The 24619-nt window shown below is 71.2% G+C and carries 25 protein-coding genes; 11 read left to right on the plus strand and 14 right to left on the minus strand.

All coding sequences use genetic code 11. The features are described from left to right. Positions 1 to 10: 10 nt before the first annotated feature. On the plus strand, positions 11 to 2479 hold the full coding sequence (locus ASF88_RS00070) for a beta-glucosidase H (protein WP_055912559.1): 2469 nt from the start codon (positions 11 to 13) through the stop codon (positions 2477 to 2479). 126 nt (positions 2480 to 2605) lie between these two features. On the opposite strand, the gene ASF88_RS00075 is transcribed toward ASF88_RS00070, so the two are convergent. Continuing rightward, entirely contained in the window at positions 2606 to 2962 is a 357-nt protein-coding gene (locus tag ASF88_RS00075; RefSeq protein WP_055912561.1) for a DUF4190 domain-containing protein, read from the minus strand. After that, the gene (locus ASF88_RS00080; RefSeq protein WP_055912564.1) at positions 2959 to 3171 is read right to left on the minus strand and encodes a hypothetical protein; all 213 of its coding nucleotides are present in this window, start codon (positions 3169 to 3171) and stop codon (positions 2959 to 2961) included. Before ASF88_RS00080 ends, ASF88_RS00075 begins: the two co-directional genes overlap by 4 nt. A gap of 106 nt (positions 3172 to 3277) precedes the next feature. Between ASF88_RS00080 and ASF88_RS00085 the strand changes: the two genes are divergently transcribed. Beyond that, entirely contained in the window at positions 3278 to 3829 is a 552-nt protein-coding gene (locus tag ASF88_RS00085) for an isochorismatase family protein (RefSeq protein WP_055912567.1), read from the plus strand. A 19-nt stretch (positions 3830 to 3848) separates the two neighbouring features. Here ASF88_RS00085 and ASF88_RS00090 read toward each other — a convergent pair whose 3' ends face one another. Continuing rightward, positions 3849 to 4325, minus strand: a complete 477-nt coding sequence (locus ASF88_RS00090) for a hypothetical protein (protein WP_055912570.1) — start codon at positions 4323 to 4325, stop codon at positions 3849 to 3851. A gap of 39 nt (positions 4326 to 4364) precedes the next feature. On the opposite strand from ASF88_RS00090, the gene ASF88_RS00095 reads away from it, so the two are divergent. After that, complete coding sequence (locus ASF88_RS00095) at positions 4365 to 5483, plus strand: class I SAM-dependent methyltransferase (RefSeq protein WP_200935204.1); 1119 nt, start codon at positions 4365 to 4367, stop codon at positions 5481 to 5483. A 25-nt stretch (positions 5484 to 5508) separates the two neighbouring features. On the opposite strand, the gene ASF88_RS00100 is transcribed toward ASF88_RS00095, so the two are convergent. Next, positions 5509 to 6435: a glycerophosphodiester phosphodiesterase gene (locus tag ASF88_RS00100; RefSeq protein WP_055912576.1), complete on the minus strand. Its 927-nt coding sequence runs from the start codon at positions 6433 to 6435 to the stop codon at positions 5509 to 5511. 171 nt (positions 6436 to 6606) lie between these two features. On the opposite strand from ASF88_RS00100, the gene ASF88_RS00105 reads away from it, so the two are divergent. From ASF88_RS00105 to ASF88_RS00125, 5 genes are all read left to right on the plus strand, one after another. After that, positions 6607 to 7293, plus strand: a complete 687-nt coding sequence (locus ASF88_RS00105; RefSeq protein ID WP_082518643.1) for a GNAT family N-acetyltransferase — start codon at positions 6607 to 6609, stop codon at positions 7291 to 7293. Between the two features lie 137 nt (positions 7294 to 7430). Continuing rightward, the gene (locus ASF88_RS00110) at positions 7431 to 8948 is read left to right on the plus strand and encodes an APC family permease (RefSeq protein WP_055912585.1); all 1518 of its coding nucleotides are present in this window, start codon (positions 7431 to 7433) and stop codon (positions 8946 to 8948) included. Between the two features lie 134 nt (positions 8949 to 9082). Further along, positions 9083 to 9727, plus strand: coding sequence for a hypothetical protein (locus ASF88_RS00115; RefSeq protein WP_055912588.1), 645 nt, complete (start codon positions 9083 to 9085; stop codon positions 9725 to 9727). 146 nt (positions 9728 to 9873) lie between these two features. Then, positions 9874 to 10668 (plus strand): YcnI family copper-binding membrane protein, encoded by a 795-nt coding sequence (locus ASF88_RS00120; RefSeq protein WP_055912591.1) that lies wholly within the window; start codon positions 9874 to 9876, stop codon positions 10666 to 10668. Next, a complete protein-coding gene (locus tag ASF88_RS00125) occupies positions 10665 to 11387 on the plus strand; it encodes a copper resistance CopC family protein (RefSeq protein WP_235493209.1) in 723 nt (240 codons plus the stop codon). Before ASF88_RS00120 ends, ASF88_RS00125 begins: the two co-directional genes overlap by 4 nt. A 67-nt stretch (positions 11388 to 11454) precedes the next feature. On the opposite strand, the gene ASF88_RS00130 is transcribed toward ASF88_RS00125, so the two are convergent. After that, positions 11455 to 11796, minus strand: coding sequence for a hypothetical protein (locus tag ASF88_RS00130; protein WP_055912597.1), 342 nt, complete (start codon positions 11794 to 11796; stop codon positions 11455 to 11457). Positions 11797 to 11922: 126 nt separating this feature from the next. On the opposite strand from ASF88_RS00130, the gene ASF88_RS00135 reads away from it, so the two are divergent. Further along, positions 11923 to 14082, plus strand: coding sequence for an ATP-dependent Clp protease ATP-binding subunit (locus ASF88_RS00135; RefSeq protein ID WP_082518644.1), 2160 nt, complete (start codon positions 11923 to 11925; stop codon positions 14080 to 14082). Positions 14083 to 14147: 65 nt separating this feature from the next. Here ASF88_RS00135 and ASF88_RS00140 read toward each other — a convergent pair whose 3' ends face one another. From ASF88_RS00140 to ASF88_RS00165, 6 genes are read right to left on the minus strand one after another with little or no spacing between them, the layout of a single operon-like run. Then, positions 14148 to 14663, minus strand: a complete 516-nt coding sequence (locus ASF88_RS00140) for a phage tail protein (protein WP_055912599.1) — start codon at positions 14661 to 14663, stop codon at positions 14148 to 14150. A gap of 7 nt (positions 14664 to 14670) precedes the next feature. Then, complete coding sequence (locus ASF88_RS00145; RefSeq protein ID WP_055912602.1) at positions 14671 to 15168, minus strand: phage tail protein; 498 nt, start codon at positions 15166 to 15168, stop codon at positions 14671 to 14673. A 14-nt stretch (positions 15169 to 15182) separates the two neighbouring features. Then, entirely contained in the window at positions 15183 to 15695 is a 513-nt protein-coding gene (locus ASF88_RS00150; protein ID WP_055912605.1) for a phage tail protein, read from the minus strand. Then, the gene (locus ASF88_RS00155; RefSeq protein ID WP_055912607.1) at positions 15692 to 16006 is read right to left on the minus strand and encodes a DUF6916 family protein; all 315 of its coding nucleotides are present in this window, start codon (positions 16004 to 16006) and stop codon (positions 15692 to 15694) included. The genes ASF88_RS00150 and ASF88_RS00155 overlap by 4 nt, the downstream gene beginning before the upstream one ends. Beyond that, on the minus strand, positions 16003 to 16467 hold the full coding sequence (locus ASF88_RS00160) for a GNAT family N-acetyltransferase (protein ID WP_055912610.1): 465 nt from the start codon (positions 16465 to 16467) through the stop codon (positions 16003 to 16005). Before ASF88_RS00160 ends, ASF88_RS00155 begins: the two co-directional genes overlap by 4 nt. Continuing rightward, a complete protein-coding gene (locus ASF88_RS00165; protein ID WP_055912612.1) occupies positions 16467 to 16928 on the minus strand; it encodes a DUF6916 family protein in 462 nt (153 codons plus the stop codon). The genes ASF88_RS00160 and ASF88_RS00165 overlap by 1 nt, the downstream gene beginning before the upstream one ends. A 213-nt stretch (positions 16929 to 17141) precedes the next feature. Between ASF88_RS00165 and ASF88_RS00170 the strand changes: the two genes are divergently transcribed. Beyond that, positions 17142 to 20969, plus strand: coding sequence for a beta strand repeat-containing protein (locus tag ASF88_RS00170; RefSeq protein WP_055912615.1), 3828 nt, complete (start codon positions 17142 to 17144; stop codon positions 20967 to 20969). Positions 20970 to 20979: 10 nt separating this feature from the next. After that, positions 20980 to 22029 (plus strand): zinc-dependent alcohol dehydrogenase family protein, encoded by a 1050-nt coding sequence (locus tag ASF88_RS00175; protein WP_055912618.1) that lies wholly within the window; start codon positions 20980 to 20982, stop codon positions 22027 to 22029. A gap of 91 nt (positions 22030 to 22120) precedes the next feature. On the opposite strand, the gene ASF88_RS00180 is transcribed toward ASF88_RS00175, so the two are convergent. The 3 genes from ASF88_RS00180 to ASF88_RS00190 all read right to left on the minus strand — a co-directional run bounded on the left by ASF88_RS00180 (position 22121) and on the right by ASF88_RS00190 (position 24399). Beyond that, a complete protein-coding gene (locus tag ASF88_RS00180) occupies positions 22121 to 22711 on the minus strand; it encodes a nitroreductase family protein (protein ID WP_055912621.1) in 591 nt (196 codons plus the stop codon). A gap of 100 nt (positions 22712 to 22811) precedes the next feature. Next, entirely contained in the window at positions 22812 to 23801 is a 990-nt protein-coding gene (locus ASF88_RS00185; RefSeq protein WP_055912624.1) for a CorA family divalent cation transporter, read from the minus strand. A 97-nt stretch (positions 23802 to 23898) separates the two neighbouring features. Beyond that, positions 23899 to 24399 (minus strand): hypothetical protein, encoded by a 501-nt coding sequence (locus ASF88_RS00190; protein ID WP_157498125.1) that lies wholly within the window; start codon positions 24397 to 24399, stop codon positions 23899 to 23901. Positions 24400 to 24619 lie beyond the last annotated feature (220 nt).

Raw genomic sequence — 24619 nt, forward strand, 5'->3', positions numbered from 1 at the left:
AACCAACCGCATGACCGACATCACCACCGCCACCGACGTCGCGGACGAGTTCCTCGACGGCCTGCTCGGCTCGCTCTCGCTGGAGCAGAAGGTGCGCCTCCTCACCGGCGCGTCCTTCTGGACGCTGCACGACGAACCGCAGATCGGCCTGGAGACCATCGTGGTCTCCGACGGGCCGGCCGGCATCCGCGGGCAGCTGTGGGACGAGCGCGACTCGTCCGCGAGCCTGCCGTCGCCGACCTCCCTCGCCGCCTCGTGGGACGTCGAGCGGGTGCACCGTCTCGGCCGGCTCATCGCTGCCGAGGCCCGCCGCAAGGGCGTCGGCGTCGCGCTCGGCCCGACCGTCAACATCCAGCGCTCGCCGCGCGGAGGCCGCCACTTCGAGGCCTACAGCGAGGACCCGTGGCTCTCGGGCGTCGTCGGCACGGCCTTCGTGAAGGGCGTGCAGTCCTGCGGCGTCGGCGCCACGCCCAAGCACTACGTGGCGAACGACAGCGAGACCGACCGCATGACCGTGGACGTCCACGTGGACGAGCGCACCCTGCGCGAGGTCTACCTCGCCCCGTTCGAGCGCATGGTCGTCGAGGGCGGCGCGTGGCTGGTGATGTCGTCGTACAACTCCGTCAACGGCGTCACGATGACCGAGAACGACCTGCTGCACTCCCCCCTGAAAGAGGAGTGGGGCTTCGACGGCGTCGTCGTCTCCGACTGGATGGGCGTGCGCGACACCGTCGCCGCCGGCCGTGCCGCGCAGGATCTGGCGATGCCCGGCCCGGAGGGCGTCTGGGGCGCCGCACTCGTGGCGGCGGTGCGCTCGGGCGAGGTCGACGAGGCCTCCATCGACGAGAAGGTGCGTCGCATCCTCCGTCTCGCCGGCCGCCTCGGCGCGCTCGAGGGCGTGGAGGCCGCGGCCCCGCTCGCGCAGCCGTGGCCGCAGGAGGACATCGACGCTCTGCTGCGGGAGGCCGCCGCCGACGGGATGGTGCTCGTGCGCAACGAGGGCGGCGTGCTGCCCTTCGACGCGTCCAACCGCCCGAGCGTCGCGGTGGTGGGCGAGCACGCCCGCATCGCGCGCACGCAGGGCGGCGGCTCGGCGACGGTCTTCCCCGACCACGTCGTCACGCCGTTCGAGGGCCTCACGGAGACCTTCGGCGCCGACCGCGTGCGGTACGCGGCGGGCGTCAAGTCGTCGGAGTCGGTCCTCCCGATCGACGGCCGCGTCGCCACCGACCCCGTCACCGGCGAGCCGGGGCTGCACGTGCGGTTCTTCAGCGAGGCGGGTGACGTGCTGCTCGACGAGCACCGCACCTCCGGCAAGCTGGTCTGGCTGGGCGACCCCGTGCTCGGCGACACCGCCGTGGTGGAGGCCACAACCGAGTTCACCGCGCCGGAGGACGGCGAGTACGCGGTCGGCTTCGCCGGCCTCGGGCTGTTCCGGTTCGAGGTGGACGGCGAGCTGAAGAGCGACGGTCTGTTCTTCCCCGAGGGCACCGACCCGTTCATGGCGTTCCTCAACCCGCCGAAGCAGTCGTTCCCCGTGCGGCTGAAGGCCGGCGAGAGTGTTTCGCTGCGCTTGGAGCACCGGCCGCAGCAGCAGGCCGGGCTCTCCGCGGTCATGTTCACCTTCGGTTACGAGGAGCCCTTCGCCGACCCCTCGGCCGAGCTGGAGCGTGCGGTCGAGCTGGCCGCGGCCTCCGATGTCGCCGTGGTCGTCGTCGGCACCACCGAGACCCTCGAGTCGGAGGGCTTCGACCGCACCGGCCTGCGCCTCCCCGCCGGGCAGGACGAGCTGGTGCGCCGCGTGCTGGCCGCCAACCCGCGGACGGTCGTCGTGGTGAACTCCGGCGGCCCGGTCATCCTCCCCTGGCTGGAGGACGCCCCCGCCGTGCTGCTCACGTGGTTCCCCGGTCAGGAGACCGGAGGCGCCCTCGCCGACGTGCTCTCGGGCGCGCGCGAGCCGGGCGGCCGCATCCCCACCACCTGGGCGGCCGACGAGGAGGACGTGCCGGTCTGGCAGGTCGAGCCGATCGACGGCGCGCTCTTCTACGACGAGAAGCTCAACGTCGGCTACCGCGAGTGGCTGCGCCGCGCCGCCCTCGGCGGCCCCGCGCCGGCCATCCCGTTCGGCCACGGCCTGGGCTACACCGAGTGGGAGCTCGGCGAGGCGACGCTCGACGGCCGCAGCGTGAGCGTGCCGGTCATCAATGTCGGAGCACGCGCGGGCAAGCAGGTCGTCCAGGTCTACCTGTCGCGCGTCTCGGAGTCGCCCATCGAGCGCCCGGTGCTCTGGCTGGCCGGCTACGCGCTGATCCGCGCGGAGGCGGGGGAGGCCGCGGTCGCGACCATCGAGCTCGAGCCGCGATCGCTGCAGTACTGGTCGGTCGACGACCACGCGTGGCGCACCGAGCCGGGCGAGTACGCCGTGCAGGTGGGAACGTCCGTCGCGACGCTGGGGGAGCCGATCCGCTTCACCGTGTGATTCCGCGACGGCCTCCCGCCGGCGTCTGAGCCCGCCCCCTCGACCGTGATCGCTCCGGTCGAGGGGGCGCACCAGTTTCCGCTCCCGGTTGGCAAGACCGCCTCCGCGGCCGGCTGTGGTTTCTGGTCAGGAGTCGTAGCCGTCGAACCGGTAGCCGGTGTTCTGGTCGGGGACGCTGTCGACGCTGCCGGTGTTGATGGCGGTCACGATCATGACGGTGATGAAGACCGCGACGACGGCGTAGTAGATGTAGCCGAGCGTGACGGCGGTGATGGCGAGGCGTTTGCCGCGCTGAGGGATCCTCGTGATCTGAGAGTACGCGATGTGGCCGAGAACGATGGAGACCACTGGGCAGATCACCAAGAAGACGAGTGCATTGAGGATGTGCTTGTTGAATCGGCGCTCGTCGACGAGGGCGGGGTTCGCAAGGCGGGATCGGGGGTTAGCGGCAGCCTGGGTCGCGAGGTTCGGGGTGTCGTTCATGTACCCAGGCTGAGGGGTGTGAGCGGCTGCTCAGCACCATCGCGATCGTTCGGGTAGTGCCCTCGTGCCCACGACGAGCTGGCGAAGGTGCGAGAGCAGGCGCCCGCGGGGAGGCTGTTTACGACGGCCTTTTCGACGTCGTACACGGTGGCGCACTCGACGTTCGACTCGATGAAGACGTCGAGTTCGGCAATCACCCGCTCGGTCATCCTTGTCGCGTCTTCTTCAGGGCGACGGCAAATAACCGACCATTCGTTCCTGTTCCCCCTGTCGGCGGCAGCGAGTACCCTCCCACGCAGAGACAAGGGGGAGCGCATGACGACACTGCACAACCGCGAGGGGTCCGCCCTGCTCGTGATCGACGTCCAGAACGGGGTGATCGGCGGCGCGTACCGCCGCGACGAGGTCGTGGAGAACATCCGCGGGCTGGTCGACCGGGCCCGGGCCGAAGGGGTGCCCGTGGTCTGGATCCAGCACTCCGACGACAACGTCGAGTACGGAAGCGAGGCCTGGGAGTACGTCCCCGAGCTGTCCCGCGACGACAGCGAAGCGCTCGTGCCGAAGCACTACGCCGACGCGTTCGAAGAGACGTCGCTGGAGGACGTGCTGGCCGCAGCTGAGGTCGGGCATCTCGTGGTGACCGGCTCGCAGACCGACGAGTGCATCCGTTCGACCATCCACGGCGGCATCGTCCGCGGCTATGACGTGACGCTGGTCGGCGACGCGCACACCACGGAGAACCTCAGCGAGTGGGGTGCGCCGACGCCCGACCTGGTGATCGCCCACACGAACCTCTACTGGGGAAACCATCGGGCCCCCGGTCGAACCGCGGAAGTCGTCGGCGCGAGCGACGTCTCTTTCCGCTGAGAGCGAGCCCATGCGCGGCTCAGCGCCCGGGCAACCCCGATACGGCGACCACCTCGAGCGTGGTCCGAGTCTCGCCGCCCTCCGTGCGCTCGACCCGGATCGGCATCCCCGGGAGGTCGACGGCGAACCAGAAGACCAGCACAGCCTCGCCTCGCCTCACCGTGTACCGCAGGCAGGGCAGCGTCCCGAGCGGGCCGTTGAGCTCCGCGCGGTCGATCGACGTGCTCTCCGCGGGGAACGCCGCGTGCTCCTGCAGCTCCAGCCACGTCGACCGTTCACGCTCGACCGGTCCCGCGGCCTCACCACGCTCATCGAGCGCCGTCTCCTCGATCCACGCGCCCTCCTCGTCGTCGGAGGCGAACCGGATCGAGCCGAGTCCGTCAGGCGTCCGGACGATCGAGACGCGCCCGACCGGGCAGCCGGCCCGGATCTCGGCCGCGGTGAACGGCGTGGGCGCGAGGCCGGGGGCGAGGATGTGCGCGTCGGCGGTGGTCACGCCTCAGAACTACCACAGTGCCCCGTCTGATTGACTGTCGTGGTGTTCCCCTACGAGCAGCTGCGCCGACGCCCCGATGTCGAGGCGCCGAACCTGTTCGCGTCCGACGCCGCCGACCGCCTTCTCGCCGACATCGCCGGCGACGATGTGCTGCAGAGCGGGCTCGTCGTCATCGGCGACTCTTACGGCGCTCTCACGCTGGCCGCGGCCGCGCGCGGCGCTCGCGGGATCCGGGTGCACCAGGATCCGCTGACGGCCGAGCTGGCCCTCGACGCCAATGCCGCGGCGCTCGGCCTCGACGGCGCGTTCGCGCACCATCCCCTCGATGCCGAGCTCATCGCGGGCGCGCGCGTCGTGCTGCTGCGGCTGCCGCGCAGCCTGGAGGCGCTCGCCGAGATCGCCGCGCTCGTCGCCGAGCACGCGCATGCCGAGGTCGTCGTGTACGCCGGCGGCATGGTCAAGCACATGACGCCGGCGATGAACGCCGTCTTCGCGGAGGTGTTCGGCGACCTCCAGGTCTCGCTGGCCCGGCAGAAGGCCCGCGCGCTCACCGTGCGCGAGCCGCACCCGGCCGCGGCCACGGCGCTCGACCACTGGCCGGAGCGCGCACTCGACACCGAGACGGGCCTGTTCGTTTGCGCGTACGGCGCTGCGTTCGCCGGTGCGAACGTCGACATCGGCACGCGCCTCCTGCTGTCGGTGCTCGACCGGGCGGTGCCCGAGGCGGCGACCGCGATCGACCTCGGCTGCGGAACCGGCGTGCTCGCCGCCGCGCTCGCCACCCGGCGGCCCGGCGTGCGCGTGATCGCGACCGATCAGTCGGCGGCGGCCGTGGCGTCGGCGCGAGCCACCGCGGCGGCGAACGGGGTCGCCGACCGGGTGGAGGTCGTCCGCGACGACGGCCTGGCCGCACAACCGGACGCGTCGGCCGACCTCATCGTGCTCAACCCGCCGTTCCACATCGGCGGCGCGGTGCACACGGGCATCGCCCACCGGATGTTCGCCGACGCCGCGCGTGTGCTCGCACCGGGCGGCGAGCTGTGGACGGTCTGGAACTCGCACCTCGGCTACCGCGCGGCGCTGGAGCGCACGGTCGGCCCGACCCGCCAGATCGCGCGCAATCCGAAGTTCACCGTCACGGCCTCCCGCCGCGGCTGACCGCCCTCGACGCTGCGGGCCGCGCTCAGCCGCGCGCCTCGGCGAGCACCTCGCGCACTCCGGAGGCCACGATCCCGTCGGCGCCGCGCTGAAGGGCCGACTCCGCCGCGGCGGCATTCGGCACCACGTGCGCGAGCACGGGCTTGCGGTAGGCCTTGACCTGCTCCCACACTGCGGGCGCGGCGGTGTAGTCGAGCCCGAGCGTCGTCCAGAGCGACTGGGTCGTCTCCAGCAGGTGCGGATCGGACTCCAGATCGGCCGCGTAGTAGTAGCCCCAGGTGCGGTAGCCGCGGGCCGTGGCCTCCTGCGCCCATCCGGTCGCCGTGCAGTACCCCTTGGCGACGAACGCCCGGGCCGGGGACGGCGCGCGCGACATCATCGCGAACAGCTCGGCGTGGTACTGGGCGGGCACGATCTTGGGATCGACGTAGATCACGTGCGTCGCGGCGAACGCGGCGACGAGCTCCTCGAAGCGGAGGTAGGGCTGCGGCGGCTGGGCGGGATTCGTCGTCTGGGCCGCCGTGATCCGGTACTGCGCGACCTCCTGCCAGGTGTGGTCGGCGGCGACGAAGCCCGCGGTGCCGGAGGTGCGATCGAGGGTCTGGTCGTGGAGGCCGAACCAGACGGCGTCCTTCGTGCGGGCCAGCGAGATCTCGAGCGCCTGCGCGCCGAGCTTCGCGGAGTTGGCGTACCCGAGCATCGACATCTCGGGCCAGTCCCTGGAGCCTCCGCGGTGCGCGACCGTGAGCGTCGTGGGGCGCGTCGGCGTGGGTGTCGGCGAGGGCGTGGCTGTCCGTGCCGGAGCGAGAAGGCCGCGACCGGTCAGCAGGGGTGCGACGCCCGCAGCTCCCGCTGCGAGCAGCGCCGCGCCCGCGCCGATCGAGACCGCCACGACGGTGCGGCGGGAGACGCCGCCGCGCTGCGCGCCTCCATCCTGCTGCCCGTCTGCCATGCGACACCCTAGGCACATCGGCTCCCGGATCTGAAGTCACCCCGTCGGGGGTCGACTCGCGGGCCTGTGCGTGTCCTATGGATCGCTTCCGTGCTTCTCACGGTGCGAGTGGAGGTCGCAGCCCCGGCATAGCGGCGCGGAGTTAGCGTCGAGCCAGGAGAGGAGGATGCTTTGGCTTCTCTCCCGCGCCGCCCTCACCCGCTGCGCCCCTGGAGCCCCGTCTCCGGATGGGGCGCGCTCCGTTCCCTGTGGAGCGCACCGGCCATCGGGAGGCCGGTCGAGGCGCACGAAGTGCGGACGGCGCGCCTGCTCCTGCGTCCCTACCGGGTGTCCGACGAGGCCGACTGGCGTCGCATCGAGGACGACGAGGAGGTGCGCCTCGGGCTCGACTGGCCGCTGCGAACGGCTCGTCAGGTGAGGGAACACCTGGTCGACCGCACCGCCCACACCACGCTCTCGCGCCCGGGGGACCTCCTGGTGCTCGCCATGGAGCTCGACGGCCACGTGATCGGCGATGTCTCGCTACACCTGCGGACCGTCGCTCTAGAGACCCGCGTCGCCGAGATCGGCTGGCTGCAGCTCACGGCCGCGGGAGGTCACGGGTACGCCACGGAGGCTGCGCGCGCCATGCTCGATCTCGCGTTCGACGAGCTCGGCGCCTGCCTGGTGACGGCGGTCGTCGCCCGCTCGAACATCGCGTCGGCGCGGCTCGCCCTGCGCCTCGGCTTCCGCCCCGCCGGCGGGACCGCCGATCACGCCACGTTCGTGATCGCGGCGAGCGAGCATCGGCCGGCCCGGCCGGTCCGCGGGGCCTCCGAAGCCTCGCCGCCCCGGCCGGAAAGTGTCGAGAAACTCTGATTTCACACAGAATGCTTTCGGTTTCCGTCACATTTCTTCGCAGCGACAACCGATTTCGTAGCAGAAAAGCTTTACGTAGGCGCCATCCACTTGCTAACGTCCCTCTGTCGCACACGCGACCCTAGCCAGGGAGAGCAATGACGCAGGAAGATTCCCGGGCGGATTCCGTAGCACTCGGCAACGGAGCCGACCCTCGCGGAGGCGAAGACAAGCACGCACTGCAGGCGGACGGGGTGAGCGCCGCCGGCTCCATCGTGATGGCTGTCGCAGGCAGCGCGCCCGCCTACTCGATCGCGGCCACGACCGCGACGCTCGTCGGCGCCGCCGCGCTCGGCGCACCGGCCGCACTGCTCTGGTGCGGCATCCCGATGCTCGGCATCGCGTGGGCGTTCCTCTATCTGGGACGCGCGGATGTCAACGCCGGAGCCACGTACTCGTGGGTCGCCCGGGCCCTCCACCCCATCCTCGGCTTCCTGTCCGGCTGGGCGCTGGTGATCTCGGCGACGATCTTCATGGTCGCGGGAGCCCTCCCCGCCGGTGCGATGACCGTCACGCTGTTCGCGCCCGACCAGGCGAACAACGCCTGGCTCATCACCGGAGTGGGCGCCATCTGGTTCCTCGTGATGGCGGCGTGCGTGCTGTTCGGCGTCCACGTGACCGCTCGGGCGCAGTGGATCATGTCGCTCATCGAGGTCGGCATCCTCATCCTCTTCGCCGTGCTGATGATCGTGCGGGCGGCGACCAGCAGCCACGCCGGACCGAACTTCTCGTGGGACTGGCTGGGCTTCAGCCACCTGAGCGGCCAGGGCGTCTTCGTCTCGGCCGCCCTGATCGCCGCCTTCTACTACTGGGGCTGGGACGTCTCGTCGAACCTGAACGAGGAGACGAAGGACGGCCACAAGAACGCGGGCTCGGCCGGCATCATCGGCATCGTCATCGTCTTCCTGCTCTTCGAGATCTTCACCATCGCGACGCTGGTCATGCTGCCGTCGAAGACGATCGAGAACAACAGCGCGAACATCCTCTCGGTGCTCGGCGACGCGGTCTGGCCGGGCATCGGCGGCAAGATCCTCGTGGTCGCCGTGGCGCTGTCGACCATCGCGACGTTGGAGACCACGCTCATCCAGGTGACCCGCACCCTGTTCGCCATGGGCCGCGACCACACCATCCCGAAGGCGTTCGGGCGCATCCACCCGCGCTGGCGGACCCCGGCGTTCGCGACCCTCATCGTCGTCGCCGTGTCGATCATCCTGTTCGTGGGCTCCAACCTGCTCGGGTCGGTCGGCGAGATCATGACCAACGCCATCGCCTCGATCGGCATGCAGATCGCGTTCTACTACACGCTCGCGGGCGTGGCCGTGGTGGTCGCGTACCGGCGGGTGCTGTTCAAGTCGGTGAAGAACTTCCTGCTGATCTTCCTCTGGCCGGCGGCAGGAGCGATCTTCATGGGCGTGATCTTCGTGATGGGCATCAGCCAGAACGACCCGATCGTCAACATCCTCGGCGTCGGCCTCATCGTCCTGGGTATCGTGCCGCTGGTGCTCTTCTACCGGAAGGGCAAGGACTACTACACGCGCCGCCCGCTGGAGCTCCCCGCGGAGCTCGACGCCAAGGCTCCGGCGAACATCGACGACAAGGATCCCGCCGCGCTCTGACGAGTCTCGACCCGGCGCGACCGCCCGGCATCCTCCAACCCTCGGATGCTCGGCGGTCGCGTCATGTCCGGCGCTGCCCCGCAGCCGCGTCACGCACTTCGACCGCGTGTAGAACGCCGCGTAGAGTGGGTCGCATGAGTTCGCGCGGAGCCCGGGTCGCTCGCGGCTTCGCCGCCGCGTCCGTCGCGACCCTCGTCGCCGCTCTGTTCCACATGGTGGGAGGCGGCCTGGCGCCGAGCGCGCTCGCCCTCACGCTCAGCCTCGTGTTCTCATCGCTCGGAAGCATCGCCCTGGTGGGCAAGCGGGTCGCCGCGTGGAGGCTGACCATGTCCGTGCTGGTCAGCCAGTTCCTGTTCCACGCGCTCTTCACACTGAGCCCCTCGGCGACGTTCAGCGGGATGCCGGCCGACGGCCACCTCCACGCGGGCATGCACCTGACCCTGGTGCCGGGCTCGACCCCGGTGGCCCCGGCGCCCGGGATGACGATGCCGGCGATGATCTTCGGCGACAGCCCGTGGATGTGGCTCTCGCACGCCGCTGCCGCGCTGCTGACCATCGCAGCGCTGCTGCACGGCGAGCGCACGCTGCTGGCGGTCGCGCGGTTCGCGTTCTTCGTCCTGGGCCGGCTCGTCGACCGCGTGACAGCGGTGCGAGCGCAGCCGCTTCGGCGCGTCGCAACCGCGCTCGCCGACGCACCGCTCGGCCCCCGCCGGCTCGACCCCGTGCTCGACGGAAGACGTCGCCGCGGGCCGCCCACGGTGTTCGTCCCGGTCGGCTGAACAGCACTCTGCGTCTCGCCGCCGTCCGGGGAATGCTCCCTCCTCGCCATCCGCCGCACAGCAACCGCCGTCGCGGGATCGGCCCGGAGGCCTCATCCATCCCCTCACCCGGCCCGCGTCGACGCGGCCGAGAATCGGACGAACCCATGAACAACTCCATCACGCGCAGCCGCCTGCGCCTCCGAACCGCAGCCGTGGCCGGCTCGGCCTCCGTCGCCGCGATCGCCCTCGCTCTCGCGGCGCCGCTCGCCGCCAGCGCGCACGTCCACGTCGACCCCGACCAGGCTTCCGTCGGCAGTTACGCCACGCTCACCTTCAAGGTCCCCACCGAGTCGGCGACCGCCGGCACGGTCAAGCTGGAGGTCGACCTCCCGACCGCCACGCCGCTCGGCTCGGTGTCGTACCAGCCGCTCGCCGGCTGGACGACCCAGGTCGTCACCGAGAAGCTCGCGAAGCCGATCAAGACCGACGACGGCACGGTCACGGAGGCGCCGGTCAAGGTCGTCTGGACCGCAGAGCCGGGCGTGCAGATCGCGCCGGGTCAGTTCCAGCAGTTCGTGATCTCGGCGGGCGCGATGCCCGACACCGGGAGCATCGTGCTGCCGACCCACCAGTTCTACTCCGACGGCTCGGTGGTGGACTGGGATCAGAAGACACCGGCCTCCGGAGCCGAGCCGGAGCACCCGGCCCCCACGGTCTACATCAACGACGCGCCTCCGGCCGCCGACGGCGGGGCGACCGGGCTGCTGGCGACCCCGACAGCCGTCGCTCCGGCGACGCCATCGGCGGCCTCCCCCGCGGCGGCCGCGACCGCGATCGGCCTGGGTATCGGCGGCCTGCTTCTCGGCGCCGTCGCGCTCGTCGTCTCGGTGGTGGCGCTGATGCGTCGCCCGCGCCCCGCGACCGTGCCGGCGGCCCCGACGGAAGGGACGAAGTCATGATGCGCGAGACCGGAACGCCCACGTGGCGCAGCCGCCGACGCGGCGTCGCCGCCGTCGGGGCGATGCTCGTGGCGGCCGCGCTGGCGCTCGCTCCGGCCGCGGCTGCGAGTGCGCACGACTACCTGGTGGAGACCTCCCCTGCCAGCGGAGCGACGCAGACCGAGCCGTTGACGCAGGTGAGCCTGACGTTCAACGACCGGGTGCTCGACCTGACCGGTGACGGCAAGTCGGCGATCCTCCAAGTGAGTTCGGGAGGCCGCTACTTCGAGACCGGGTGCCCGACGATCCTCGATCGCGGCGTGAGCGCGCCGGTGACTCTCGGCGCGGCCGGCGCGTACACCGTGAACTGGCAGATCGTCTCGGCCGACGGCCACACGGTCTCGGGCACCTACGGGTTCGAGTACAAGCCGGCCTCGGGCGCCGCGGCGGCGTCCAGCGGCTCGGCGACGCCGACGTGCGGCGCTCCGGCGACTCCGGGAGACGTGGTGGCGACCCCGGGAGCGGTGGCCCCGACGCCCGGTGAGACGGTGTCGACCTCGGCGCCCGCGACCGCTCCGTCGTCGACCGACAGCGGCCTCCCGCTCGTCATCGGGATCGGCATCGGCATCGTGGTGCTCGCGCTGATCGGCGTGGTCATCGTCATCCTCACCGCGAGGCGCAAGCCCCCGCAGCCCCCGGAGGGCCCACAGGCTCCGCAGGCGCCCACCTCGGAGGACTGATCCTCGAAGGGCACGTCGTTGTCACTTTCGCCCCCGAAAAGCGACAACGACGTGCCCTTCGGCGTTCTCAGTCGTGCTTGCGCTTCTTCGCGCTCGGCGCGTCGAGCAGCGAGAGCCAGAACAGCAGGGCCAGCAGACCGAAGATCACCAGGGCGAGCACGAGGTCGGTCCACTCGAACGGGATGAACGTGCCGTCGATCGACAGCACCAGTACGGTCTCGATGATCCCGAAGATCAGGAAGAACACGCCGAGGAGGGTGCGCGTCAGCCGGACGCGCCCGCGTCGGTGCACCTCCACCCGCCGCAGCTCGACCATGAGCGTCAGCAGGAGCAGCGGGAGGACCTGGGCGAGCGTCGCGGCGGTCGCGCTGTCGAGGAGCACGACCCGCACGTCCATCGGGTCGATCATGGAGTTCAGGCTAGTCGCCCTGGTGGCCGGAAAGCGTCGAAAGAATCCGGAATAGCCCTCGCCAAACCAAAGTTGAGCTTAGTAGACTCAACTTTGTCACAGGACTTCGAAAGGAAATCACGGAGAATGGCGAACATGCAAGGCGCCCCCTCCACGCAGGAGGAGGCGAAGAGCGCCCTCGAACAGTACGGCATCAACCTCACCGAGATCGCGAAGAGCGGCAAGCTCGACCCGGTGATCGGGCGTGACGCCGAGATCCGCCGGGTCAGCCAGGTGCTGACGCGGCGCACCAAGAACAACCCCGTGCTCATCGGCGAGCCCGGCGTCGGCAAGACCGCCGTCGTCGAAGGGCTGGCCCAGCGGATCGTCGCCGGCGACGTCGCCGACTCGCTCAAGGGCAAGCAGCTCGTGACGCTCGACCTGTCCGCCCTGGTGGCCGGTGCGATGTACCGCGGCCAGTTCGAGGAGCGGCTCAAGGCCGTCCTCAAGGAGATCAACGACGCCGAGGGCGAGATCATCACCTTCGTCGACGAGCTGCACATCCTCATGGGCGCCGGCGGCGGGGAGGGCTCGGTCGCGGCCTCCAACATGCTGAAGCCGATGCTGGCCCGCGGCGAGCTGCGCCTGATCGGCGCGACGACGCTCAACGAGTACCGCGAGTTCATCGAGAAGGACGCCGCGCTCGAGCGCCGGTTCCAGCAGGTCTACGTCGGCGAGCCGAGCGTGGAGGACACGGTCGCGATCCTGCGCGGGCTCAAGGGCCGCTATGAGGCGCACCACGGCGTCACGATCGAGGACTCCGCACTGGTCGCCGCGGCCTCCCTGTCGAACCGGTACATCACCGCCCGGCAGCTGCCCGACAAGGCGATCGACCTCATCGACGAGGCCGCCAGCCGGCTGAAGATGGAGATCGACTCCGCTCCGGTGGAGATCGACACCCTGCAGCGTCAGGTCGAGCGCATGAAGCTCGAGGAATTCGCGCTCAAGAAGGAGAAGGACGAAGCCAGCAAGGAGCGTCTCGAGCAGCTGCGCCAGCGCCTCCACGAGCAGGAGGGCGAACTGGAGGCGCTGCAGGAGCGGTGGCGGGCCGAGAAGGCCTCCCTCAACCGGGTCGGCGAGCTGCGCTCGCAACTCGAAGAGGCCAAGACCCGGCGCGACCTCGCGCTGCGCGACGGCCGCTACCAGGAGGCCTCGCGCATCGAGTACGAGACGATCCCGGGCATCGAGCGCGAGCTGGCGGAGGCCGAGCAGGCCGAGCAGAACCCCGACCACCCGCGCATGGTGAACGAGCAGGTCACCGCCGACGACATCGCCGCGGTGGTCGCCGCGTGGACCGGCATCCCGGTCGCCCGGCTCACCCAGGGCGAGACGGAGAAGCTGCTGCACCTGGAGCACGAGCTCGGCCGCCGGATCATCGGCCAGAAGAAGGCCGTGCAGGCCGTCGCCGACGCCGTGCGCCGCACGCGCGCGGGCATCTCCGACCCTGGTCGCCCGACGGGCTCGTTCCTGTTCCTCGGCCCGACGGGTGTCGGCAAGACCGAGCTCGCGAAGGCGCTCGCCGCGTTCCTGTTCGACGACGAGAAGGCGATGGTGCGCATCGACATGAGCGAGTACGGGGAGAAGTTCTCCGTCTCGCGGCTCGTCGGAGCCCCTCCCGGCTATGTCGGTTATGAGCAGGGCGGTCAGCTGACGGAGGCCGTGCGGCGGCGTCCGTACTCGGTCATCCTCCTCGACGAGGTCGAGAAGGCGCACCCCGAGGTGTTCGACGTGCTGCTGCAGGTGCTCGACGACGGTCGGCTCACCGATGGCCAGGGCCGCACGGTCGACTTCCGCAACACGATCCTCATCCTGACCTCCAACCTGGGCAGCCAGTACCTGGTCGACCCGACCCTGAACGAGACCGAGCGCGAAGAGGCCGTCTTGCAGATGGTGCGGCAGGCGTTCAAGCCCGAGTTCGTCAACCGGCTCGACGACATCGTGGTGTTCTCGACGCTGAACCAGGAGGAGCTCGGCGAGATCGTCGAGCTGAACATCGATCGTCTGATGCGGCGGCTGGAGGAGCGCCGGCTGGAGCTGGCGGTCACGCCCGACGCCCGGCGCTGGCTGGCCGAGCGCGGCTACGACCCGATCTACGGCGCTCGCCCGTTGCGTCGTCTGATGCAGCGCGAGATCGAGGACCGGCTGGCGACGGAGCTCCTCGCAGGCGAGATCCGCGACGGCGACCAGGTGCGGGTCGACCTCGCCCCCGACGGCGACCGCCTCACCGTCGCCCCCATACGCGACTGACGGCCGAAACGTGAGCAGGTGCGGGAATCCTCGATGGATTCCCGCACCTGCTCACTCGTCGCGGGCTACTGCCGCGGCGGGTAGACGCCTTGCAGCGCGATGATGTAGTTCAGCACGAGATACGGCTGCATGTTGTTGTGCGGCTGCGAGGCGCCCGCGGGCGCGATGGCGTTCGCGGCGAGCGGGACGCTCGGGCCGGTGCCGTAGGCGCTCTCCTGGGTGCGGCCCACCCGCGGCATGGCGAAGGTCGCGCCCGAGGGGCTCGCCGACGATCCCGGTCGGGCCGCTACGGAGAGCTGGTGACTGTGGGACGGGATCTCGCTCGCGAGGAGGCTGACGGTCTCCGCGCCTCCCTGCTGGCCCAGCCAGAACTGGTCGCTGTCCGCGCCGAGGACCGTGAGCCCCTGCAGGTTCGGGAGGGCGAAGGTCGACTTGCCGTCGCCGCCGTACGTGGTGCCGAGCAGCGAGAAGAGGGCCGTGTTCTGCGACAGCGGCAGGATCTGCCCGTTGCAGAACGCCCAGCCCTTCGGGGCGAAGTTGAAGGGGACGAGCCGGATCTCGGCGACGAAGGGGTTGCTCATCGTGACCTCAGTTCTGCGATGGGAAGATGCCCTGCAGGGCGATGACGTAATACAGGGCCAGGTAGGGCGCCGTGTTCTCGTGCGGCTGGTTCCCACCGGCCGTCGACACGCTGCCCGCGGCCATCGTGCCGGCGGCGGTCGCCGAGTAGGCGGCCTTGCCCGGCTGGGCGAGCACGGTCGAGGAGGTCGGGGTGCCGGTGCTCGCCGTGGCGGCGACCGAGGCGGGATGGACGTGCGAGGCCATCTCCGGCACCGACAGGGTGTGCGCGTACTCGCCCCCGGCCTCGCCGAGGGTGTGGCCGTTGCCCACCCCGACCGGCACGCGCCCCTGGAGGTTCGGCAGCGCGAAGGTGACCTGGCCGTCGCCGCCGAACGTGGTGCCCAGCAGTGCGAACAGTGCCTGGTTCTGGTTGATGGGCAGCAACTGGCCGTTGCACAGCGCCCAGCCCTTCGGCGGAAAGGCGAAGCTGACGAGTTTGATCTCGGACAGGAAGGGTTCGCTCACGGATCGTCCTCGGGTCAGGTCTGGCTGGGGTAGATGCCGAACAGCGAGATGATGAAGGTCATCGCGAGGTACGGCTGCCGGTTCTCGTGCGGCTGCGAGCCTCCGCCCGGCGCGATCTGCTGCGGCGAGAGCGTGGTGTCCGGTGCGTTCGCGGTGTACGGCGTGTCGGCCCAGACGCCCGGGTACGCGCCGTTCGCGCTCGCCGTGGTCGCGGCCGAGCCGGCGGTGACCGGATGCGAGTGCGCCGGTAGCTGGCCGGTGGTGAGCGTGACCTCGTCCGTTCCGCCGGTCTGGGCGATGGTGAAGGGGGCACCTCCCGGGCCTGTCCCGGCGTGCACGGGGAAACGGGCGTTCAGGTTCGGCAGGGCGAACGTCTCCTGGCCGTCGCCTCCGTACGTGGTGCCGAGCAGGTTGAACAGCGTGTCGTACTCCGAGATCGGCAGCAGCTGGCCCTGGCACAGCGCCCAGCCCGCCGGTGGGAAGTTGCCCGCGAACATGCGGATCTCCCCGATGTAGGGATCGCTCATCGTTTCTCCTCGTCGGGGCCGGCGGCCGGGTCGGGCACCATGAACACGGCCTCCAGGGTCAGTGCGTCGGCGGTGAGCCCGGTGGGGACCAGGAACACCGCTTCGGCGATGCCGGCGCCGCTGAGCTCGTAGGTCTGCTGCTGCAGCGGGCTGTCGGGTGCGGCGGCGAAGTGGAGGCTGTAACCGAGCCAGCCGTTCGCGCGCCGGGCGGGGCTGACGGAGGCGAGCCGGAGGCTGTGCCGCTCGCCGCTCCCGGCCCCCGCATCGAATGTCTGCCCGGTCGCCGCGGCCCAGTCGTCGTACGCGGTCATCCGTCCGCCTCCGTGGCCATCAGCAGGTAGCCGAACTGCTCCGAGACGACCGCGAAGCCGTGCCGCTCGTAGAGCCGGCGCGCACCGAAGTTCAGGCCCCACACCGAGAGGGTCACGCGGCCGCTGTTCGCGACGAGGTCGGCGATGACGCGCGACGCGATCCCGCGCCCGCGGTGCTCGGCCAGCACGGCGATGTCGACGAGGTGCACGCGGGAGCCCTCGCGATCGACGGTGACCGTTCCGACCGCCTCGTGGGCGTCCAGGATGATCGAAGTCTCGGCGCGCGGGTGGCGGTCGCGGCGCTCGACGGCGTGCGCGCGGTACTGGAGGCCGAGCAGCGGGTCGAGGTCGGCGGCGGGGATTCCGGGGAACTCGCCGCGGCGGGCGTCCAGGAACACACGGCGCAGGAAGGCGTCGTCGGAGGGGACGGCCGGCCGCAGCTCGACGGTGCGCAGCGCCATCAGGCCGTCCGGCTCACCACGGCCTGCATCGCGCGGGTCATGCCGCGCGGGCCGATCGCGCTGAGGAAGAGGGTCACCTGGGGCGCGCCGGCGCGGCGCAGCGTGTAGATGCCGTCTGCGGCGGTGTAGCCGGAGGCCGTGAACAGCAGCAGGAAGCGGTTCTCGTCGCCGGGGGCGCTGTCGGCGATGTCCTCGACCGCGGACAGGACGAGGTCGATCGTCCGGTCGCCGGCGGTTTCTCCGTCGACGATCTCGGTGGCGCGGAAGGCCCGGCCGACAGCGGGCGTGAAGAGTGATCGCACCGGGACGGCGTCGGAGGCGACCGCGGTCGCGGCGCCCGCGGCAGCGGTGCCCGCGAACCCGCGCGCCAGAGCAGGAGCTGCCGGCAGGGCGGCTGCGGCGGCGACGCCGAGGCCGCCCAGCGTGGACACCATGACGGCGCGGCGCGACAGCTCGGGCAAGGGGTGTCCTTCCTGGAACGGCCGCTCGGCGGGTCGGGTCGCGCGCAGCCTGGTGCGAGCTTAGGGCATCGTCGCCCACCCCTTCTGGCCCGCAGAGAGGGGACATCGCCGGCGCGCTGCGCGCCGATAGCATCGGAAAGCCGCGACCCGACCCGCGGCACGATCCCCGCGCGTGCCCGACGCGCGGCCGCGCGCGAGGAGCCCGTTCCCGTCATGCCGACTTCGACCGTGCGCCGCCTCCCGTTCATCGCAGCAGGAGCGGTCGTCGCGCTCATCGCGGGCCTGTTCGGCGGTGCGCTGCCCGCCCAGGCCGCCCCCACGCTCACGGTGAACTCGACCGCCGACAGCGACCCGAACGGCGCCTGCGCTCAGCCGAGCGTCACGACGCAGAGCTCGCCGGCGACCCTCCGAAACGCGCTCTGCGTGGCGAACAACCTGGGCGGATCGCAGACCGTCAACGTGCCGGCCGGCACGTACGCGCTGTCCGCCTCGCTCGGCTCCCTGCTCGTCGGCACGACCCCTGGCTCGAACATCACGATCACCGGCCAGGGCACGCCGACCATCGTCGGCGACGGTCAGCACCAGGTGTTCCTGATCGACCCCGCGCCGGTGGGCGGTGTGAGCGCCACCCTCGACGGCCTGAAGATCACCGGAGGCGTCGACAACGTCTACGGCGGAGGCGCGCTGCTCGGCGGTACCTCCATCGGTTCGCCGGACAGCCTGACCGTCACCGACTCGCAGTTCAGCGGCAACCGTGCGAACACGGTGGCCGGAAACACCAACCCCGGCGGCGCCATCCAATTCGTCGGCGGCTCGCTCACCGTGTCGAACTCGGTGTTCTCGGGCAACGACGCCGGGGCGGGCTCCGGAGGCGCGATCTTCTACCAGAGCGTCGGCACGAGCGGTCAGGCGCTGTCGATCTCCGGCTCCACCTTCAGCGGCAACACGGCCGCAGCGACGAACGCGACAGGCGGCGCGGGTGTCGCGGTGAGCGATCCGGGAGGTGCCGCCTCCCTCTCGATCACCGGAAGCACCTTCACCGGCAACACGGCGACCGCGGGCACCGGGCTCTTCCGCGGCGCCGCGCTGTGGCTGGACGGCGGCGCGCTCGCCGTCACGGGCTCGACGTTCACCGGCAACCAGAACACCACGGGAGGCGGCGCCGCGATCGGCGTGACGGCCGGCACCCTGACGGCGCAGTACGACCGCATCACCGGCAATACCGGGGTCGCGGTGGCCAACCTCGGCGGCGCTGTCACCGCGAAGCGCAACTGGTGGGGATGCGCAGGAGCGCCGGGTGCGACCAACTGCGACACCGCCTCCGGAGCGGTGGCGGCGACCCCGTACCTGACGCTGACGGCGTCGGCCGCGGCCTCGCCGATCACGCTGCCGACGTCCAGCACCAGCCTCACGGCCTCGGTGCTGGCCGACTCGGACGGCGTGGCCGTCCCGGTCGGCCAGCTCGGCGCGCTCACGGGCCTGACCGTCGCCTGGAGCGTCTCGGGCATCGCCTCCGCCTCCGTGTCCCCTGGCAGCGGGGCGCTCACGACCGGGCAGGCCTCCACGACGTTCTCCTCGTCCCAGCCGGGCGCGGCGACGGTCACGGCTGCGCTCGACCAGGCGCGGGTCACCGCCCCGGTCCTGGTCTACGCGCCGCCGACCTTCACGTCCTCGACGACGCTCACCGGCGTGATCGGCCAGGCGCAGTCGTCCGTCGTGACCGCGACCGGTTACCCGAAGCCGAGCTTCGCTCTCGTCGGAACCCCGCCGACCGGGCTCAGCCTCGTCGATCACGGCGACGGCACCGCCGGCCTGATCGGCACCCCCACCGGACCGGCCGCCGACTACACGCTGACGGTGACGGCCTCCAACGCGGCGGGCACGGCCACGCAGACCATCGCGTACACCCTGAACCAGACGCCGGCGTTCTCGAGCGCGTCGTCGGCGCAGTTCGCCGTCGGTGCCGCGGGATCGTTCACCGTGACCACGACCGGGCGGCCGACCCCGACGCCGATCACCCTCACCGGCACCCTGCCGGCCGGGCTGAGCCTCACGGACAACGGCGACGGCACGGCGACGATCGCCGGCACTCCGGCCGCGGGCACAGGTGGCGTCGTCACGGTTGTGCTGCGCGCCGCCAACGGTGTCGGCTCCCCGGCGACCCAGTCGTTCACTGTCACCGTGCTCGAAGCCCCGAGGATCACCAGCAGTGCGCAGACGAACGCGCTGGTCGGGGCCGCGTTCTCGTTCACGGTGACGACCGCGCACGCCTATCCCGTGCCGGCACTCACCCTGACCGGCGCCCTGCCCGCCGGGGTCGCGTTCGTCGACAACGGTGACGGAACGGCCACGATCTCCGGAACCCCGGCCGGCTCCGGCGGTTCCTTCCCGGTCTCTCTGAGGGCGGCCTCCAGCGCCGGCTCCGACGTCGAGGCGCTGAACCTCGTCGTCTCCGCCGCGCCCGTGATCACGCTCGCGCCGGCCGACCTGACCGTCGGCGACGGGGGAACAGCGGTGTTCACGGCGGCGGCCACGGGCTTCCCGGCCCCGAACGTGCAGTGGGTCCGCTCGATCGACGGAGGCGGCACGTACGCCGCCATCCCCGGGGCGACCTCCACCACCCTCAGTGTCGCGGCCTCCCTGGCGCAGAGCGGCTACCGCTACGCTGCGACGTTCAGCAACCCGTCCGGAACTGTGACGACGCTGCCCGCGACCCTCACCGTGACCCTGACGCCCACGATCACCAGCGCGGCGGGAGCGTCGTTCACGACCGGTTCGGCCGGATCGTTCACCGTCACCACGAACGGTTCGCCCGTCCCGGCGCTGAGCACGTCCTCGACTCTGCCCGCCTGGCTGAGGTTCACCGACAACGGGGACGGCACCGCGACGATCGCCGGCACGCCCATCGTCGGCGCGGGAGGAACCTACCCGATCGCGATCACGGCGGCGAACGGCTCGCTCCCGGACGCGACGCAGCCGTTCGTGCTGACCGTTCTGGAGCCCTCGGCGTTCACGAGCGCGCCAGGCACCACCTTCACGGCCGGAGCGTCCTCCTCGTTCACCGTGACGACGGCCGTCGGGTACCCGGCTACCCGCGCTCTGAGCGAGTCGGGCACGCTGCCCACCGGAGTACGGTTCGTCGACCAGGGCGACGGCACAGCCGTCTTCACCGGGACCCCGGCGGCCGGCACCGGCGGTGTCTACACCGTGACCGTGTCGGTGGCCAACGCACCGGCCCCGACCGCCTCGCAGACCTTCGTGCTGACCGTGGAGGAGGCCGGCGCGATCACCAGCCCGGCCACGCTCCCCGTCGAGCGCGGGGTCGACGTCGACTTCACGGTCACCACGGCGCACGCCTATCCGGCGGCCGCGGGCATCACCCTGACCGGCGCCCTCCCGATCGGCCTGACCTTCACCGACAACGGCGACGGCACCGCGACGATCGCGGGCCGCACGCTCGACCCGGCGGCCACGAGCGCGGTCACGCTGACCGCGGGCGCGGCGAGCCAGACCCTGAGCATCGTGGTGGCCGATGTCGCGCCGGTGACGCTGCCGCTCGTCCCGCCGGCCCCGGACGGCGCGCTGCCCGGTGTGCCCTCGTCGCCGCAGGCGGGTCAGACGATCGTGCTGACGGCGGGCGGCTTCGCGGCCGGATCCCCGGTGACCTTCGGCATCTACTCCTCGCCCGTCGTCCTGGCGGTGGTGAACGCCGATGTCACGGGCACCGCGACCGCGACCGTCGTCATCCCCGCCGGCTACACGGGCGCCCACTCGCTCGTCGCGATCGGCACAGCGCCGGATGGCAGCACCCGGGTGCTCCGCACGGACGTCGTGCTGCCCGGCGGCTCGGGCGGCTCGGGTGGATCCGGCACGGCGACCGGGACCGGCGGGTCGGGCTCCACGGCCTCCACCGGTTCTGTCGGCGGCCTCGCCGACACCGGCAGCGATGTCGCCGGAGCGGGACTGCTCGCTCTCCTGCTGCTGGCCGCGGGAGGACTGCTGGTCCTCCGTCGGCGGGGGCGGAGGGCGGAGGAAGCGTAGGCTCTTCCTCATGCTTGCGACCGTGATCCACGGCGAACGCGACGTTCGCCTCGAAGAAGTTCCCGACCCCGTCCTCTCCACCGGCGGCGACGCCATCGTGCGGGTCGTGGCTGCATGCGTGTGCGGCTCCGACCTCTGGCCGTACCGGGGCGTCACGCCCACCAACAGCCCGCGCCGCATCGGCCACGAGTTCGTCGGCGTCGTTGAGGAGGTCGGCCCCGACGTGCGCACGATCGCCGTCGGCGACTTCGTGATCGCGCCGTTCTACGACTGCGACATGACCTGCGCCAACTGCAAGAACGGCGTCAGCACCTCCTGCCTGCACGGCGGCTGGTGGGGTGCCGAAGACCAGCTCGGCGGCTTTGCCGACGGCGGCCAGGGCCAGAAGGTGCGCGTGCCGCACGCCGACGGCTCGCTCGTCGCGACCCCCGAGTACCCGAGCGACGACCTCGTCCCGAGCCTGCTCACGCTCTCGGACGTCATGGGCACCGGCCACCACGCCGCGGTCTCGGCGGGCGTGACGCAGGGCAGCACCGTCGTCGTCGTCGGCGACGGCGCGGTCGGCCTGTGCGCGGTGCTCGCGTCCGCGCGGCTGGGCGCCTCCCGCATCGTCGCGATGTCGCGGCACGAGTCCCGCCAGGCGCTCGCGCGCGAGTTCGGTGCGACGGACATCGTCGCCGAGCGCGGTGACGAGGGCATCGCCGCGGTCAAGGACCTCTTCGACGGGATCGGCCCGGACTGCGTGCTGGAGGCGGTCGGCACCAAGGAGTCGATGGACCAGGCGATCCGCTCGGCCCGCCCCGGCGGCATGGTCGGCTACGTCGGCGTGCCGAACGGCGGCGCCGAGCTGCCCATCCGCACGCTCTTCAACACGAACGTCGGCGTGAACGGCGGCGTGGCGCCGGTGCGCAACTACGTGGAGGAGCTGCTGCAGGACGTCTGGTCCGGCGCCATCCAGCCCGGACGCGTGTTCGACCTCGAGCTGCCGCTCTCCGACATCGCCGAGGCCTATGCCGCCATGGACGAGCGCCGCGCCATCAAGACCCTCGTGCGACCCTAACCCAGAACGCCGAAGGGCACGTCGTTGTCACTTTTCCGTGCGGAAAGTGACAACGACGTGCCCTTCGCGTTTCCCCGGGTGGGGAGGTGGCTCAGGAGTTGACGACGAGGAGGTCGTCGAGCGCGGTGCGCGTGCGCGGCGCGAGCTCGCGCTCACGCAGCGGCTCCGGCAGGGCGTCCACGTCGCCGAGCATGCCGACGGCGGTCACCGACACGGGGAGGAATCGCTCGTCGAAGTCGAACGCGGCACGCAGGCCCGCGGCGTCGAAGCCGCCCATCTGGTGCGTGTGGAGGCCGTCGTGGTGCGCCTGCACGCTGAAGTGGGCGACAGCCTGGCCGACGTCGTAGGTGGCCCAGCGGCGCTCGTTGCCATCGGCGTCCACGACCTCGGCGAGGGCGACCACGAGAGCGCCGGCAGCGCCGGCCCAGGCCTGGTTGAAGCCCATCAGGTTCGCGACGATCGTGTCGAAGGCGGCGCTGCCGCGGCGGGCGACGATGAAGCGCCACGGCTGGGAGTTGTTGGCCGACGGCGACCAGCGCGCGGCCTCCAGGGCGGCGGTGAGCTTGGCCTCGTCGATCGCGGCCTCGGTGTCGAAGGCGCGCGGGCTCCAGCGCTCGGCGAGCACGGGCAGCAGCGGGTAGGAGGTGTCGGCGGTGCGGGTGACGGTGTCGGTCAGCGACATGGGATGGTTTCTCCTCGACAGTGGTTCGGTGATGCTCGAGGCTCCATTGCCCAGCTATATCCATGAGAACACATGGATAGGTTCGACTATTCCAGGGGGTTCACAGCCAGTCTTTGCGCTTGAACGTCGCATACAGCCCGCCGCAGCCCACGACCATGAGCAGGGTGGAGGTCCACAGCCCGCCCATCGAGTTGAAGCCCGGGTACGGGAGGTTCTGGCCGTAGAAGCCCGTGACCGCCGCGGGGATGGCGATGATCGCCGCCCAGCTGGTCACCTTCTTCATGATGACGTTGAGCCGATTGCCCTCCATCGCGATCTGGGTGTCGGAGAGCGCGGTCACCAGGTCGCGGAGCGAGTCCGCCCACTCCACGTGGTGCACTCCCCGGTCGTAGAGCCCCTGGAACAGCGGGAACAGGGGAGCGCTGACGCAGTCGGCCTCCCGTCGCAGCAGGGCGTCTACCGCGTCGCGCAGCGGCAGCAGGCAGCGGCGCAGTCGCGCGGCCGACTTGCGCAGCTGGTAGACGCGCGTCTGGATCGCGGCCGGCTTCGTACCGGGTGTCAGCAGCACGTCTTCGATGTCGTCGAGCTCGTCGTCGAGCGCCGACAGCGCGGCGCCGGCCTCGGCGAGCAGCTCGTCGAGCACGATCCAGAGCAGCCAGCCGACGCCCTGGTCGCGGTGGCGCTTCTCGGAGTCGAGCCGTGCGCGCAGCGGCGCGGTGTCGAACCCGCCGTCGTGGTCGAGGATCAGCAGCCGCGGCAGCACGTAGATGTGGAGGTCGGCCACCACCAGCTGGAAGGTCGGCTCCTCCAGCTGCACACGGTGCGCCGACAGCCGGACGTGCTCGCCGGCGACGAGCGGCATGTGCCCGGTGGAGGCGGACGCCGGAGGCGCCAGTAGCTCAGGTGCGCCGAGGCGTTCCGCGATCTCGGACAGCTGCAGCCGGTCGGGGTCGTTGATCTCGAGATAGCCGAAGGCGGTGCTCGTCTGGAGTTCGTCGAGCAGCTCGCCGATCGTCCCGATCTCCGTCCGCTCGTCTCCGTCGAACAGCGCGCCGCGAACACGGAGCGACTCCTGAACCTGCTGCGTCACGCGACCTCCACTTGATGCGACGCTCCAACCTACGGCCTGGCGTGCTGGGACGCGGCAGGGCGCGCATGATGGTTCTCTCAGGTGGGCGCGTCCGGGGCTACGGCGCCAGATCCTTGTACTGCGGAAGCCCGCCGTCCAGCACCGGCACGTTGAGCGTCTCCGTTTCCGTGCTCGTCTCGAACGTCACGTAGGCCAGCGAGCCCGGCTTCGCCCCGAGCCCCTCGAACAGCACCGACTCGCCGTCGGGTGTGCCCGTCTGCACCGACTCGGCCGGCTTCACGGTCACCGTGTGCGTGCCCGCGTCGGTGCTGATCCGCACGTCCTCGTTCGATTCGCCCTGGTTGACGAGAGTGGCCACCAGGCTCGTGGTGCCGGAGGCATCCGTCGTGAGCAGAACCGCGTTCCCGATGAAGATCGCGCCGATGTCGCCGTTGACGCCGTCGGCGGTCTCCTGGATGTACTTCGTGTCCTGCGGCGCGAACAGGTCGCAGCCCGTGAGGAGGCCGAGGACGGCCACTCCGACGATCGCCGCGGCCGCTCGGCGGCGCGCGATCCGATGGCGGCTCATCCGGCGGGTGGAGCGCTCGACTGCGGTCACGGCGTCAGCATAGCGCCGGGTGCGACCTCCGCAGTAGAGGCGTCTCGAGGGCGGCGAGGGTACTCCGCATGTGAACGCTGTGTGACGGCGGTGTAAAAGTTCGTAATCTTTCAGGGAGCGCTCCCACGGCCTTTCCGGGGTACAGGATCGAGCCGTTTCGTCGCGCGCCACTCCCGGGATTCTGAACGCGGATTTCCGCTCCCACCTGCGCTTCGACCAC

Origin of the sequence: Leifsonia sp. Leaf336 (genome assembly GCF_001423695.1) — a bacterium.
GTDB lineage: Bacteria > Actinomycetota > Actinomycetes > Actinomycetales > Microbacteriaceae > Leifsonia.

Bases quoted from the DNA above. Each gene is read 5' to 3' on its own strand.
- ASF88_RS00130 (WP_055912597.1), bottom strand. From the start codon at position 11,796: ATGATCGACCCGATGGACGTGCGGGTCGTGCTCCTCGACAGCGCGACC.
- ASF88_RS00180 (WP_055912621.1), bottom strand. From the start codon at position 22,711: ATGTCGCTGACCGACACCGTCACCCGCACCGCCGACACCTCCTACCCG.
- ASF88_RS00085 (WP_055912567.1), top strand. From the start codon at position 3,278: ATGACGACACTGCACAACCGCGAGGGGTCCGCCCTGCTCGTGATCGAC.
- ASF88_RS00115 (WP_055912588.1), top strand. From the start codon at position 9,083: ATGAGTTCGCGCGGAGCCCGGGTCGCTCGCGGCTTCGCCGCCGCGTCC.
- ASF88_RS00125 (WP_235493209.1), top strand. From the start codon at position 10,665: ATGATGCGCGAGACCGGAACGCCCACGTGGCGCAGCCGCCGACGCGGC.
- ASF88_RS00160 (WP_055912610.1), bottom strand. From the start codon at position 16,467: ATGGCGCTGCGCACCGTCGAGCTGCGGCCGGCCGTCCCCTCCGACGAC.
- ASF88_RS00100 (WP_055912576.1), bottom strand. From the start codon at position 6,435: ATGGCAGACGGGCAGCAGGATGGAGGCGCGCAGCGCGGCGGCGTCTCC.
- ASF88_RS00070 (WP_055912559.1), top strand. From the start codon at position 11: ATGACCGACATCACCACCGCCACCGACGTCGCGGACGAGTTCCTCGAC.
- ASF88_RS00150 (WP_055912605.1), bottom strand. From the start codon at position 15,695: ATGAGCGATCCCTACATCGGGGAGATCCGCATGTTCGCGGGCAACTTC.
- ASF88_RS00140 (WP_055912599.1), bottom strand. From the start codon at position 14,663: ATGAGCAACCCCTTCGTCGCCGAGATCCGGCTCGTCCCCTTCAACTTC.
- ASF88_RS00120 (WP_055912591.1), top strand. From the start codon at position 9,874: ATGAACAACTCCATCACGCGCAGCCGCCTGCGCCTCCGAACCGCAGCC.
- ASF88_RS00080 (WP_055912564.1), bottom strand. From the start codon at position 3,171: ATGACCGAGCGGGTGATTGCCGAACTCGACGTCTTCATCGAGTCGAAC.
- ASF88_RS00175 (WP_055912618.1), top strand. From the start codon at position 20,980: ATGCTTGCGACCGTGATCCACGGCGAACGCGACGTTCGCCTCGAAGAA.
- ASF88_RS00170 (WP_055912615.1), top strand. From the start codon at position 17,142: ATGCCGACTTCGACCGTGCGCCGCCTCCCGTTCATCGCAGCAGGAGCG.
- ASF88_RS00110 (WP_055912585.1), top strand. From the start codon at position 7,431: ATGACGCAGGAAGATTCCCGGGCGGATTCCGTAGCACTCGGCAACGGA.
- ASF88_RS00135 (WP_082518644.1), top strand. From the start codon at position 11,923: ATGGCGAACATGCAAGGCGCCCCCTCCACGCAGGAGGAGGCGAAGAGC.
- ASF88_RS00075 (WP_055912561.1), bottom strand. From the start codon at position 2,962: ATGAACGACACCCCGAACCTCGCGACCCAGGCTGCCGCTAACCCCCGA.
- ASF88_RS00155 (WP_055912607.1), bottom strand. From the start codon at position 16,006: ATGACCGCGTACGACGACTGGGCCGCGGCGACCGGGCAGACATTCGAT.